Genomic DNA, 12,073 nt, shown 5'->3' with positions numbered 1-12,073 from the left:
CTTTCGTTTCATTGCTGTTGCGTCGGGAACGGGGCGCATTATGCGGAGTTGAGTGACAACCGTCAATAGTTTTTTGCAATAAATCCGGGCAAATCAATCGTTCGCTTTCTTTTTAGACAAAGAGGCGTGTTTGTGATCGAAAACTGCTAGCAAAGTGGCTGGCTTTGAATGACTTAACTTGATCTTACTGGGTTTAAATGAAAAAAGCCGACATTTTTGTCGGCTCTGAAATGCGTTCTAAGAATGCGTTTTATGCTAAGGTTTACACGTTGAAACGGAAGTGAACCACATCACCATCTTTGACGATGTACTCTTTGCCTTCCAAACGCCATTTACCCGCATCTTTTGCACCGTTTTCACCTTTGAATTCGATAAAATCGCCGTAACCGATCACTTCCGCGCGAATAAAGCCTTTTTCGAAGTCAGTGTGGATTTTGCCTGCAGCTTTTGGTGCGGTTGCACCGACAGGAATGGTCCAAGCGCGCACTTCTTTTACACCAGCGGTGAAGTAGGTGTGCAGGTTGAGCAGTTCGTAACCGGCACGGATAACGCGGTTTAATCCCGGTTCTTCAATGCCCATATCAGCCAAGAACTCGGCGCGTTCGTCATCTTCCAGCTCCGCCATTTCGGATTCGATCGCTGCACAAACTGGAACCACTACGTTGTTCTCTTTAGCTGCAAACTCACGTACTGCATCTAGGTATGGATTGTTTTCAAAGCCATCTTCATTGACGTTAGCAATGTACATGGTTGGTTTGAGCGTTAGGAAGTTAAGGTAGCCCACTGCCTCTTGCTCTTCTTTTGACAGTTCAACCGTACGGGCAGAGCCGCCTTCAGTCAGAACAGGCAGCAGCTTTTCAAGCACAGTCAGTTCAAACTTGGCGTCTTTATCGCCGCCTTTGGCTTTTTTCGCTTGGCGCTGAATGGCACGTTCACAGGAGTCAAGGTCTGCCATTGCCAGTTCAAGGTTGATCACTTCAATATCTTCGATAGGAGAGACTTTACCTGCAACGTGAACGATATTTTCGTTTTCAAAACAACGTACTACGTGACCAATCGCGTCCGTTTCGCGGATGTTGGCAAGGAATTTGTTCCCAAGGCCTTCGCCGCGTGAAGCGCCCGCAACCAGACCTGCAATATCAACGAATTCCATCGTGGTAGGCAGAACACGCTGTGGGTTCACAATGGCTGCCAATGCGTCTAAGCGCAGGTCCGGCACCGGTACTACGCCAGTATTTGGTTCGATAGTACAGAACGGGAAGTTAGCGGCTTCAATGCCTGCTTTGGTGAGTGCGTTAAACAGAGTTGATTTACCAACGTTTGGCAAACCAACGATGCCACATTTAAAACCCATGATTGTAACCTTATTCAGCTTTGAACGTGTGGAGGCGATTTTGTGCTTTAGACAAACCTTCTTTCAGAAGGATGTCTAGGCAGCGAACGGATTCATCCACTGCCGCGTCAAGGAGCTGTTGCTCATTGGCTGGGGCCTTGCCCAGCACAAAACCTGCCACTTTATCTTTGTGTCCGGGATGGCCGATGCCGATCCGCAGACGGTAAAATTCTTTGTTGTTAGCCAGCTTGCTGATGGTGTCGCGCAGGCCATTGTGTCCTCCGTGACCGCCACCCTTTTTGAACTTGGCAATACCGGGCGGTAGGTCGAGTTCATCGTGCGCCACCATGATCTCTTCCGCGCTGACTTGATAGAAGTTGGCAACGGCAGCTATCGATTTGCCAGATAGATTCATAAAGGTGGTTGGGATCAGCAAACGCAAATCTTGGCCGTTCATCGTGATGCGTCCGGTCAAGCCAAAGAATTTTGCTTCATTCTTCAGCACCACATTGTGAACGCGTGCCAGCTCTTCTACTACCCAAGCCCCGGCATTATGGCGGGGTTTGGCGTAGTCTGGTCCTGGATTGGCAAGACCGACAAGTAGTTTGATCTGTTGACTCAAGGCTCGGATCTCTCTGGAATCTGCAAAAGCGCGGTATGATAGCACAGAAAAGTTGCTGTGGGCGAGGTTGAGTCGCTGCAAATAAAAACACCCCTGAGCGGGGTGTTTTTGTGGATAAGGCGCAGCCAGAATTACTGGTTGAACATCGCAGAGATAGACTCTTCGTTGCTGATACGACGAATCGCTTCTGCCAGCATGCCAGATAGAGTCAGTTGGGTGACTTTACCTGTTGCTGCCATCTCTTTGCTGAGCGTGATGGAGTCAGTAACAATGACTTGATCCAACACAGAATTCTTGATGTTCTTTGGCGCGTTGCCAGAGAATACCGCGTGAGTGGCGTAAGCGAAAACGCGTTTTGCGCCACGCTCTTTGAGCGCTTCTGCGGCTTTACACAGCGTACCGCCTGTGTCGATCATGTCATCGACGATCACGCAATCACGACCTTCAACATCACCAATCAGGTTCATCACTTCAGAAACGTTGGCACGTGGACGACGCTTGTCAACGATAGCGATATCAATATCACCGAGTGCTTTTGCTGTTGCACGAGCTCGGACAACACCACCCAGATCCGGTGAAACCACAACAGGATCTTCAAGTCCGCGCGCTTTCATGTCTTCCAGTAGTACAGGCGTACCGAAGATGTTGTCTACTGGCACATCGAAGAAGCCTTGAATTTGTTCGGCGTGCAGGTCGATGGTCAGAACGCGGTCAACACCAACGTTAGACAGGAAATCTGCAACCACTTTTGCAGTAATAGGTACACGAGCAGAACGTACGCGACGGTCTTGGCGTGCGTAGCCGAAGTAAGGAATAACTGCTGTAATACGGCCCGCTGAAGCGCGGCGCATTGCATCAATCATCACGACCAGTTCCATCAGGTTGTCATTGGTAGGCGCACAAGTAGATTGAATGATAAATACATCACTACCACGAACATTTTCGTTAATCTGTACAGCGACTTCGCCATCAGAAAAGCGAGAAACAGTAGCGTCACCAAGAGAGATGTAGAGACGATCAGCAATACGTTGGGCTAGTTCAGGTGTTGCGTTACCAGCAAATAGCTTCATATCAGGCACGGTGGAAACCTCAGGGTTGCGTCCAGTTTTTAAATAGATTGGTGTGAGGCTGAAAGATATTCAGCCAGCGTCTCTTTTAATGGCGAAATATTGCGCCCTTGAGCGACAAATGCCGAGACATTGTCAGAGAGTTGGGCAAGGATAGATTCCGCTTCTGGCCTGCTGTTAAATTCAGCAAAAACGCAAGATCCCGTGCCGGTCAATCTTGACGGCGCGTATTGTAGCAGCCAAGAAAGTTGCTTATCAACCTCTGGGTAAAGCATTCGGACAATTTTTTCGCAATCGTTTCCGTAGTCACTGTCAAGAAGCGTTGCCAGTGCTCGTTTCGGTGTATTTCTCGTCAATTGAGGATGGGTGAAAATATCTACGGTCGCAATATGCACGTTGGGTCTGACGACGAGATACCACTTTTCTTTCGGATGTGCTGGCGAAAGTTTTTCGCCCACACCTTCAGCGAATGCGGCAAATCCGCGCACAAAAACCGGCACGTCAGCCCCCAATTTAAGGCCAATATCGGCAAGCTCATCGTCAGAAAGATGAAGTTGCCAAAGATAATTGAGCGCAACCAAAGCGGTAGCCGCGTTGGAAGAGCCACCGCCAATGCCACCGCCCATCGGTAAAATTTTATTCAGTTCAATGTGTGCGCCCAGCGAGCAGTGGGCATATTTTTGCAGCGCGGTGGCTGATTTCCATATCAAGTTCTCTTCCAGCGCAAGCCCTTCGATATCCGGGCTGATGGTGACTTTGCCCGTTTCATTGGCGGTGATTTTCAACTCATCGCCGTGGTCTAGAAACTGAAACAGCGTTTGCAGTTCGTGGTAACCATTGGCAGTGCGGCCGTTAATGTAAAGAAACAGATTGAGTTTGGCGGGTGAGGGCCAACAAGTAGTGCGATTAATCATGGTTGCAGAGTCCACTTAGTCACAACAATATTCAGTTTGATCTTATTCTGAGTGAGGCTCAGTTTGGCAGGCAGTGGAATGACGTTGGAGCCAAATGGCGTGTCACGATACTGGCTGTAGGCAATGTGCCACGGTTGGGAAGCGAGGGTTTTGTCGAGCGTTTGCAGGGTATTTTGCTCAGTGAGTGTATACGCATCCGCACCGTCGGGCATACCGAGCATCCAACCAGGGAGTTGTTCAATTGGGATCACTAACCCTGTCAGTTGATAGACCAAAGCGGTGGCATTCTCGGCACTTAAAATCTGGTCGTCATATGTTTCGACTTGCGCGCCGTCTGGCGTGATGGTGAGGTTTAATGCAGTTTGGCCGAGAAAGGTGGTGAAGCGTAAATTGCTGTGGGTGTCGCTGTGTTTCCACAAGAAACTGAGATTTTGTCGCTGGTCAGGCGCGATGTAACCGAGCTTGCCGGTAGCTTGGAAAGCGTGGATCTGCGCTAATTTTGCTTGATGACTTTGCCACTCTACGCTGGTGTGTTGTTCTGAAAGGGTTATACAACCGGTGAGAAGAAACGGAAGAAGAATCAACCAGAAGTAAGTTCGGTAACGCATAATGTAGGCTTGCTGCTCGATTTAAGTCATTGAGCGCACAACTATAGCACTGAACTCACGAAGCAGGGAAAACAAATCCCTCTTGCCCTTTTAATAAACGCGGTCATCAAGTAAAATTCGCCTCCTATTTCCCGTCCTGTTCAGAGAAAGCACTATCGATGTCCTTGCTTGTTATCGGCATAAATCACAATACAGCGTCGGTTGACTTACGTGAAAAAGTGGCGTTTGGCCCAGACAAACTGGCCAATGCGCTGCAACAACTCAGTCAGCACGAAGCGGTCAATGGCAGTGTGATCCTATCCACCTGCAATCGGACCGAGGTGTACTGTGATGTTCGATCCGGCGCAAGGAATAAGGTCGTTGAATGGATCAGTCAGTTCCATCATGTCAGTTTGGAAGAGCTTAAACCCAGCCTGTATGTGTATGAAGAGCAAGCTGCGATCAAACATCTGATGCGTGTCTCTTGTGGCCTTGATTCTCTGGTGCTTGGTGAGCCACAAATTCTTGGTCAAGTGAAGCAGGCCTACTCTGACTCTCGTGAACAATTGGCGGTTGATGCCTCACTGGAAAAATTGTTCCAGAAAACCTTTTCCGTGGCAAAGCGAGTGCGCACAGAAACGGATATCGGTGGTAATGCGGTGTCGGTGGCGTATGCGGCGTGCACCTTGGCAAAGCACATTTTTGAATCCTTGGCCGATTCGACAGTATTGTTGGTCGGTGCTGGCGAGACAATTGAACTGGTGGCCAAACATTTACAAGCCAACGGCTGCACTAAAATGATTGTGGCCAACCGAACCCGCGAAAGAGCAATGAATCTCGCTGAGCAGTTTGGCGCAGAGGTGATTGGTTTGCCAGAAATCCCCCACCATTTACCCAAAGCCGACATCGTGATCAGCTCCACGGCAAGTCCACTGCCGATCATCGGCAAAGGTATGGTGGAAACCGCACTGAAACAGCGCCGCTACCAGCCGATGTTATTGGTGGATATCGCGGTGCCGCGTGATGTAGAAGCCCAAGTGGGTGACTTAAGTGATGCCTATTTGTATTCGGTGGACGATTTGCAATCCATCATCGACAGCAATATTGAGCAGCGCAAAGTCGAAGCGATTCAAGCCGAGGCGATTGTTTCAGAAGAGAGCGCCGCGTTTATGAGTTGGCTGCGTTCGCTGCAAGCGGTCGATAGCATCCGCGAATACCGGCAGTCGGCCGAGGCAATTCGCGAAGAGCTGCTTAGCAAAAGCTTACAGGCTCTTGCTGGTGGCGCCGATGCCGAAAAAGTACTCAGAGAGCTGAGTAATAGACTGACAAATAAACTCATTCACGCCCCCACTCGTGCGCTACAATTGGCAGCAGAGCAGGGTGAACCCGCGAAATTAACGGTTATCCGCCAAAGTCTTGGTTTGGATGATCTGAAGTAATCCTATCGATCAGTAAGATAAATAAATGATGAAAGCCTCAATTCTGACCAAGCTGGAAATGCTGGTTGAACGTTATGAAGAAGTTCAGCACCTTCTTGGTGATCCTGGTGTCATTGGCGACCAGGATAAATTCCGTGCTCTGTCCAAAGAGTATTCTCAGTTGGAAGAGGTAACTAAGTGCTTTCAGGCTTATCAGCAAGCGCAGGAAGATTTGATCGCCGCGGAGGAAATGGCCAAAGAAGACGACGCTGAAATGCGTGAAATGGCTCAAGACGAGATCAAAGTTGCGAAAGCGGCGATTGAACGTTTGGCCGATGAGCTGCAAATCTTGTTGCTGCCCAAAAACCCTAATGATGACCGCAACTGTTTCCTTGAAATCCGCGCAGGCGCGGGTGGCGATGAAGCGGGCATTTTCGCTGGCGATCTGTTCCGTATGTACAGCAAGTTTGCAGAAAAACGTGGCTGGCGCATCGAAGTGATGTCATCCAACGAAGCCGAACACGGCGGTTACAAAGAGATGATTGCGAAAGTGAACGGCGATGGCGCCTACGGTATTCTGAAATTTGAGTCTGGCGGTCACCGTGTGCAGCGCGTGCCTGCGACCGAGTCTCAAGGTCGAGTGCACACCTCGGCGTGTACCGTTGCGGTGATGGCGGAAATTCCAGAAGCGGAAATTCCTGAAATCCGTACCGCGGATCTGAAAATTGACACCTTCCGTTCGTCGGGCGCGGGTGGTCAGCACGTCAACACCACCGATTCGGCGATCCGTATTACTCACTTACCCACCGGAATTGTGGTGGAATGTCAGGACGAGCGCTCACAGCATAAGAACAAAGCCAAAGCGATGGCGGTTCTGGCGGCGCGTATTGTTCAGGCCGAAGAAGCCAAACGTGCAGCGGAAATCTCTGACACGCGCCGTAACCTGCTTGGCTCTGGTGATCGCAGTGACCGCATTCGTACCTATAACTACCCGCAAGGCCGTGTGTCTGATCATCGCATCAACCTGACGGTTTACCGCTTGTCAGAAGTGATGGAAGGCGATCTGCAATCCTTGATTGATCCTGTGATTCAAGAACACCAAGCCGACCAACTTGCCGCACTGGCTGAGAACCAATAAACCGATGCCTGATGTGTTAACCCTTGATGCCGCTTTAAAACAGGCGGCATCGCAGTTTTCAGCCGCTGGCAAAGAATCGCCGTCGCTAGATGCCTCGGTGCTACTTTGTCATGTATTACAAAAGCCGCGCAGTTATTTGCTGACTTGGCCTGAGAAGGCGCTCACTACGGTGCAGCAGCAGCAATTTTCTCAACTGATTGAGCGCCGTTTAGCCGGCGAGCCGATTGCCTATATTGTCGGTGAGCGTGAGTTTTGGTCCTTGCCGCTGAAAGTGTCTAGTGCCACCTTGATCCCAAGGCCTGATACGGAGCGATTGGTTGAGTTGGCATTGGAAAAAACCGCTCAACAGACAGGTAAAATCCTCGATCTCGGCACAGGTACTGGCGCAATTGCCTTGGCCTTAGCTTCAGAGCTCCCCCATCGCCAAGTGGTTGGCATTGATCTGCAAGAGGAAGCCAAAAACCTTGCACAAAGCAATGCCGAGGCTTTAAACATTCGCAATGTCTCATTTTTGCAGGGAAGTTGGTTTGATCCTTTGGAGAGTGGCACAAAGTTTGCTCTTATTGTCTCCAATCCACCGTATATTGACGCTAACGATCCACATCTCTCTCAAGGGGATGTGCGCTTTGAGCCGAAATCTGCGCTGGTGGCGGATGAGGCGGGTTTAGCCGACATTCGTCACATCGCGCAGTGTGCTCGGCACTATCTGTTGCCACACGGTTGGCTGATGTTTGAACACGGTTACGATCAGGCGACGGCGGTGCAACACATATTGTCATCTCTTGGATACCATGAGGTAGTCACTGAAAAGGATTACGGTGGCAACGATCGCGTCACACTGGGCCGCTTTTTAGGGCTGCCAGACGAATAAAAACAAAAGAGAATTTTTATGTACGAAACTCTTAAACACTTTCATCTCCTCACTATCGCCATCAGTGCGTTGCTGCTTTCTGTCCGTTATGCATTAATGATGATGGATTCGCCTAAGTTGCAGCATCCGTTTCTCAAGCGATTCCCCCACATCAATGATTCCCTATTGTTGCTCTCCGGTATTGGTTTGATTGTGATCACCGGTTTTATTCCGTTCACTCCCGCCAACATGTGGCTGACGGAAAAGATCACCTGTGTGCTGGCGTACATCGCACTGGGTCTGTTTGCGCTTAAACTTGGCAAAAACAAACTGCTGCGCACGTTTTCATTTTTCGGCGCGCTAGGTTGGCTGGCGATGGCAGGTAAATTGGCGGTAGCAAAAACGCCTCTGTTTTTTGGGTAATAACCGATGCTGGAATTCTTTGACGAAGACTTTGACAACATGGAGTTGGTGGAAGGCGCTTTGGAATTGAACAAGGCGGTTAACCCTGAAACAGACGAACTTTGGGCGCGTGCCGAGTTGCAGCGCTTGTTTGAAGAAGCAGAAATGGCGTTGGTTTGTGAACGGGATGAAAAAGCCCGTTTTGTTGCGTTTCTGCGCCTGTTCTACACTGAGTGGGGATTTCACGGCGATCGTGATGCCTATTTTGACTCAGATAACAGCTTTATTGACAAAGTGTTGCAGCGTCGCAAAGGCATCCCGGTCAGTTTAGGGGCTATCTTGCTCTACTTAGGACGTCGTCTCGGATTTGCCCTGCAAGGTGTCACTTTCCCTACGCAATTTTTACTGCGCGCCGATTGGTACGACGGTAGTACCAGCTATCTCAACCCGTTTAACGGTGAGTATGTAGGCGAGCACATTTTACACGCCTGGCTTATCGGCCATGATGGCCCTTTGGCGAAACTGAAACCGGAACATCTCGCGGTTTCCGATAATCCAACGGTGATTGGCCGCTGGTTAGCGTTGTTGAAAAGCGCATTGCTGCGCGAAGAGCGTTACACCTTGGCATTGCGTTGCACTAACTTAGCTTTGACGTTCGTGCCGGATGATCCTTATGAAATCCGTGACCGTGGGTTTATCTACCAGCAACTGGATTGTCATCAGGTTGCTCTGTCGGATTTTCAATATTTTATCGACCAGTGCCCAGATGATCCGGCGGCCGAACTGTTAAAAAAACAAGTTAACGTCATGAGTGGCAAACAGGTCACTCTACATTAATGAATATGAGATAAAGAAATGGAACAAAAAATCGTTCACGTTGGCGACATTCAAGTTGCGAACGACAAGCCGTTTACCCTGTTTGCTGGTATGAACGTGCTTGAATCCCGTGATCTTGCCATGCAGATCTGTGAACACTACGTCAAAGTGACAGACAAGCTGGGTATTCCTTACGTGTTCAAAGCCTCTTTTGATAAGGCAAACCGCAGCTCGGTTCACTCTTACCGTGGCCCAGGCCTCGAAGAAGGGATGAAAATCTTCCAAGAGCTCAAAGACACGTTTGGCGTGAAGATCATTACTGACGTTCACACCGAAGCACAAGCTCAGCCAGTCGCCGACGTGGTGGACGTTATCCAGTTGCCCGCATTTCTTGCTCGTCAAACTGACCTGGTTGAAGCGATGGCCAAAACGGGCGCGGTGATCAACGTCAAGAAGCCGCAATTTATGAGTCCGGGTCAAGTGGGTAACATCGTTGAGAAGTTTGCCGAGTGTGGCAACGACAAAATCATTCTCTGTGAACGCGGCTCTTGCCATGGCTACGACAATCTTGTGGTGGATATGCTCGGCTTTGGCGTGATGAAAAACGCCTCAAAAGGCAGTCCAATCATTTTTGACGTGACGCACTCACTGCAAATGCGCGACCCATCGGGCGCCGCTTCTGGTGGTCGTCGTGAACAGACCGTTGAACTGGCCAAAGCGGGCTTGGCGACTGGTATTGCTGGCCTATTTATCGAAGCGCATCCAAATCCAGACAAAGCAAGATGTGATGGTCCATCGGCATTGCCGCTGGATAAGCTTGAGCCTTTCCTCGCCCAAATGAAAGCGTTGGATGACTTGGTGAAAAGCTTCCCATCGATAGACATCAAATAATTATACTAGGCCAGTCATCGACTGGCCTTTTTCTTATCGCTTGGCTGATAAATTACATATTAGCCGTGAAATAGCGGTGAAAAAGTGAAACGTTTGCCTGTGATCCTATTCGTTTTCAAAGTGTAACTACTCGAGGTTATTGCACCGAGGAATGGATTTTATGGTGATCAATGCAACATAAATTTGAAAACGCTCTGAATGGTTGGTCCAGTTAATTTAAACTGTATCAAATTTTATCGGTTGAATGCGCTTAACCTGCGGCGAGTGTGTTTTTTCAATCGATAGATATTGGCAGTGGAATCCTATTCGTTCAAAAGGTATGACAATGAAACAACGCCTGATTTTAAAAACCGCGCTAAGCGCAGCAATTCTGGCTACTCTGGCGGGTTGTGCTACTCAGCCTACTCAGGAGTGGCAAACGGACAAGAGCTACAAACTGACGGTTTTGCACACCAATGACCATCACGGTCGTTTTTGGCAAAACAAATACGGTGAGTATGGCATGGCAGCCCGTAAGACTCTGATTGATGAGCTACGTACTGAAATTCAGGCGGAAGGCGGCAGTGTGCTGCTGCTGTCAGGCGGTGACATTAACACTGGTGTACCAGAATCGGATCTCCAAGATGCAGAGCCAGATTTCAAAGGCATGAGCAAAATTGGTTACGACGCGATGGCACTGGGTAACCACGAGTTCGACAACCCAATCGACGTACTGATGAAACAGAAAGAGTGGGCGAACTTCCCCATGCTTTCTGCCAACATCTACGACAAGAAAACGGGTGAGCGGATGTTCCAGGCTTACCAAATGTTCAACAAACAAGGCATCAAAATTGCGGTTATCGGTCTGACGACCGAAGATACGGCAAAACTGGGCAACCCTGAGTTTATCGGTGGCATCGATTTCCGTGATCCGAAAGAAGAAGCGAAAAAGCTGATTGCGGAGCTACAAGAGACGGAAAAACCGGATCTGATCTTTGCCGTGACGCACATGGGTCACTATGAAGATGGCAAACGCGGCATCAACGCGCCGGGCGATGTTGCTCTTGCACGTTACCTCAATGAAGGTGATTTGGATATGATCGTGGGCGGTCACTCTCAAGAGCCAGTGTGTATGGAAGCACCGAATGTGGTGACGAAAAACTACAAACCATCCGATGAGTGTAAGCCTGATCAACAAAACGGCACTTACATTGTTCAAGCGCACGAGTGGGGTAAATACGTTGGTCGTGCCGACTATGAGTTCCGTAACGGTGAACTGAGAATGGTGAGCTACGATCTGATTCCTGTGAACCTGAAAAAGAAAGTGGATGTGAATGGCAAGAGCCAGCGTGTCTTCATTGAATCCGAAATCAAAGAAGACGACGCGATGCTTGAGTTCCTGCGTCCTTACCAAGAGCAAGGTCAAGCACAACTGAACGTGAAAATTGCTGAAACTAACGGTAAGTTGGAAGGTGACCGTAACGTCGTTCGTTTCAAGCAAACTAACCTAGGCCGTCTGATTGCTGCCGCGCACATGGATCGCGCGAAAGCCGATTTTGCTGTGATGAACTCCGGTGGTGTGCGTGACTCGATTGAAGCGGGCGAAGTCACTTACAAAGATGTACTGACCGTACAGCCATTTGGCAACATCGTGACTTACGTTGACATGAGCGGCAAAGAAGTGCTTGATTACCTGAACGTTGTTGCGACAAAACCCGTTGATTCAGGTGCTTATGCTCAGTTTGCTGGCATTTCAATGACAGTATACAAAGACAAAGTCGCTGACGTATTCATCCGCGGTCAGCAGCTGCGTCTTGACCAAACTTATCGTTTCACTATCCCAAGCTACAACGCGGCAGGTGGTGATGGCTATCCAAAAGTGAGCGATCACCCAGGTTACGTCAATACTGGCTTTGTGGATGCGGAAGTACTGAAAGATTTCATGGAGAAGAACAGTCCAATCGATGTCAACAAGTTTGCCTCAGCGGGTGAGATTGTTTACAAGTAATTCTCCCTCAGAAAGCGTTTGACTCAAACGCACTGATCTTTTTAACTA

12 protein-coding genes are annotated in these 12,073 nt (G+C 49.2%); 7 read left to right on the top strand and 5 right to left on the bottom strand.

The annotated features are described in order from the left end of the window. Positions 1-262: 262 nt before the first annotated feature. From ychF to lolB, 5 genes are all read right to left on the bottom strand, one after another. Positions 263-1,354, bottom strand: coding sequence for a redox-regulated ATPase YchF (ychF, locus tag UF06_RS11795; protein WP_045570637.1), 1,092 nt, complete (start codon positions 1,352-1,354; stop codon positions 263-265). A 10-nt stretch (positions 1,355-1,364) separates the two neighbouring features. Continuing rightward, entirely contained in the window at positions 1,365-1,955 is a 591-nt protein-coding gene (gene pth / locus UF06_RS11790) for an aminoacyl-tRNA hydrolase (RefSeq protein ID WP_045570636.1), read from the bottom strand. A 131-nt stretch (positions 1,956-2,086) separates the two neighbouring features. Then, a complete protein-coding gene (locus UF06_RS11785; RefSeq protein WP_045570635.1) occupies positions 2,087-3,034 on the bottom strand; it encodes a ribose-phosphate pyrophosphokinase in 948 nt (315 codons plus the stop codon). A 29-nt stretch (positions 3,035-3,063) separates the two neighbouring features. Then, positions 3,064-3,936 (bottom strand): 4-(cytidine 5'-diphospho)-2-C-methyl-D-erythritol kinase, encoded by an 873-nt coding sequence (ispE, locus tag UF06_RS11780; protein ID WP_045570634.1) that lies wholly within the window; start codon positions 3,934-3,936, stop codon positions 3,064-3,066. Further along, positions 3,933-4,544 (bottom strand): lipoprotein insertase outer membrane protein LolB, encoded by a 612-nt coding sequence (lolB, locus tag UF06_RS11775; protein WP_045570633.1) that lies wholly within the window; start codon positions 4,542-4,544, stop codon positions 3,933-3,935. Before lolB ends, ispE begins: the two co-directional genes overlap by 4 nt. Before the next feature lie 158 nt (positions 4,545-4,702). Here lolB and hemA point away from each other — a divergent pair, with 158 nt between their 5' ends. From hemA to ushA, 7 genes are all read left to right on the top strand, one after another. Further along, positions 4,703-5,962, top strand: coding sequence for a glutamyl-tRNA reductase (hemA, locus tag UF06_RS11770; protein WP_045570632.1), 1,260 nt, complete (start codon positions 4,703-4,705; stop codon positions 5,960-5,962). Positions 5,963-5,990: 28 nt separating this feature from the next. Then, positions 5,991-7,079, top strand: a complete 1,089-nt coding sequence (prfA, locus tag UF06_RS11765; protein ID WP_045570711.1) for a peptide chain release factor 1 — start codon at positions 5,991-5,993, stop codon at positions 7,077-7,079. Between the two features lie 4 nt (positions 7,080-7,083). Further along, complete coding sequence (gene prmC, locus UF06_RS11760) at positions 7,084-7,950, top strand: peptide chain release factor N(5)-glutamine methyltransferase (protein WP_045570631.1); 867 nt, start codon at positions 7,084-7,086, stop codon at positions 7,948-7,950. Between the two features lie 18 nt (positions 7,951-7,968). Further along, complete coding sequence (locus tag UF06_RS11755; protein ID WP_045570630.1) at positions 7,969-8,352, top strand: SirB2 family protein; 384 nt, start codon at positions 7,969-7,971, stop codon at positions 8,350-8,352. A gap of 6 nt (positions 8,353-8,358) precedes the next feature. Next, the gene (locus UF06_RS11750; protein WP_045570629.1) at positions 8,359-9,168 is read left to right on the top strand and encodes a SirB1 family protein; all 810 of its coding nucleotides are present in this window, start codon (positions 8,359-8,361) and stop codon (positions 9,166-9,168) included. Between the two features lie 18 nt (positions 9,169-9,186). Further along, positions 9,187-10,038: a 3-deoxy-8-phosphooctulonate synthase gene (gene kdsA, locus UF06_RS11745; RefSeq protein WP_045570628.1), complete on the top strand. Its 852-nt coding sequence runs from the start codon at positions 9,187-9,189 to the stop codon at positions 10,036-10,038. Positions 10,039-10,363: 325 nt separating this feature from the next. Further along, positions 10,364-12,025 (top strand): bifunctional UDP-sugar hydrolase/5'-nucleotidase UshA, encoded by a 1,662-nt coding sequence (gene ushA / locus UF06_RS11740; RefSeq protein WP_045570627.1) that lies wholly within the window; start codon positions 10,364-10,366, stop codon positions 12,023-12,025. The last annotated feature ends 48 nt before the right edge of the window (positions 12,026-12,073 follow it).

The sequence above is a fragment of the Vibrio sp. S234-5 genome (assembly GCF_000960595.1).
Taxonomy (GTDB): Bacteria; Pseudomonadota; Gammaproteobacteria; order Enterobacterales; family Vibrionaceae; genus Vibrio.
This window is presented reverse-complemented; position numbering and strand designations above follow the sequence as displayed.

Excerpts from the sequence above, each read along its gene's own strand:
- ushA (WP_045570627.1), top strand. The coding sequence starts at position 10,364 with ATGAAACAACGCCTGATTTTAAAAACCGCGCTAAGCGCAGCAATTCTG.
- UF06_RS11755 (WP_045570630.1), top strand. The coding sequence starts at position 7,969 with ATGTACGAAACTCTTAAACACTTTCATCTCCTCACTATCGCCATCAGT.
- ispE (WP_045570634.1), bottom strand. The coding sequence starts at position 3,936 with ATGATTAATCGCACTACTTGTTGGCCCTCACCCGCCAAACTCAATCTG.
- UF06_RS11750 (WP_045570629.1), top strand. The coding sequence starts at position 8,359 with ATGCTGGAATTCTTTGACGAAGACTTTGACAACATGGAGTTGGTGGAA.
- ychF (WP_045570637.1), bottom strand. The coding sequence starts at position 1,354 with ATGGGTTTTAAATGTGGCATCGTTGGTTTGCCAAACGTTGGTAAATCA.
- kdsA (WP_045570628.1), top strand. The coding sequence starts at position 9,187 with ATGGAACAAAAAATCGTTCACGTTGGCGACATTCAAGTTGCGAACGAC.
- prfA (WP_045570711.1), top strand. The coding sequence starts at position 5,991 with ATGAAAGCCTCAATTCTGACCAAGCTGGAAATGCTGGTTGAACGTTAT.
- hemA (WP_045570632.1), top strand. The coding sequence starts at position 4,703 with ATGTCCTTGCTTGTTATCGGCATAAATCACAATACAGCGTCGGTTGAC.
- lolB (WP_045570633.1), bottom strand. The coding sequence starts at position 4,544 with ATGCGTTACCGAACTTACTTCTGGTTGATTCTTCTTCCGTTTCTTCTC.
- prmC (WP_045570631.1), top strand. The coding sequence starts at position 7,084 with ATGCCTGATGTGTTAACCCTTGATGCCGCTTTAAAACAGGCGGCATCG.